Here is a 765-nt window from a genome sequence, read left to right on the forward strand (position 1 = left end):
ACCTATAAAAACCATATCTGGCAAAGGTTTGAAGGTTGTCATCTTTAGATGCGTGGTGTGTGAACCAAAAATTGCCGGTATGTACCGGCTTCCAATCCATTTAATTGACTTAACTGACAGTAAAGATAGTGCTTGGCCAAAAGAGATTCTGGCTATTGTGTTTCTAAGGGAAAAATCTATAAGGCGGGAACTTTAGCCTACAGATCAAAAATAAAACACAAGTTAAAATGCTCTCAGATACGATTTCAGCCACGTTTTCAATTAAGACATAAATGACTATTGAAATGAGTAATCAGGTCAAAAAACGCAAATGAACGTCAAATAGAGGCTATTTTTATTTTAATCGGGATGAATAGAGCGAGTGTCTACGAGAGGCATACTCAAAATTCGCGCCTCGCCCCTCTGAAAAACAGCTTTTTCAAATGAATAAACCTAAAAAAGTGCAATTTAGATGAAAAAATTTGAGTCTACTAGATCGAGCGCAGCGAGCATAAAGCTTGATGAGCGAAGCGAATGCCGAGTTGCTTTTGCTCTTTCTAAAATTCATAACGAAAAGAACCAAAAAATTGCCCCAAGAATTGAGCGAAAGCGAGATTCAATAGAGTTTGAGCATAGCGAAAACTAAGGGCAATTTTGCCCAGACCATGTTTTTAATTATTTTTAAGTTTTTAAATGCTTTTAGACATGATGAAACCCTTTGTTTTCAATACTTTTAAGGATGATAAAGATAGGTTTAAGGGGTTATAAAGATAGGTTTAAGGGGTT

1 protein-coding gene is annotated in these 765 nt (G+C 36.1%); it reads left to right on the forward strand.

The genetic code is table 11. The features are described from left to right. Nucleotides 1-196, forward strand: a 196-nt coding sequence (locus ADA42_RS18665) for a hypothetical protein (RefSeq protein WP_048763461.1), incomplete at its 5' end; no start/stop codon positions are given. Nucleotides 197-765: the final 569 nt, after the last annotated feature.

It is taken from the genome of Acinetobacter sp. 243_ASPC, assembly GCF_001054715.1.
GTDB lineage: Bacteria > Pseudomonadota > Gammaproteobacteria > Pseudomonadales > Moraxellaceae > Acinetobacter > Acinetobacter soli.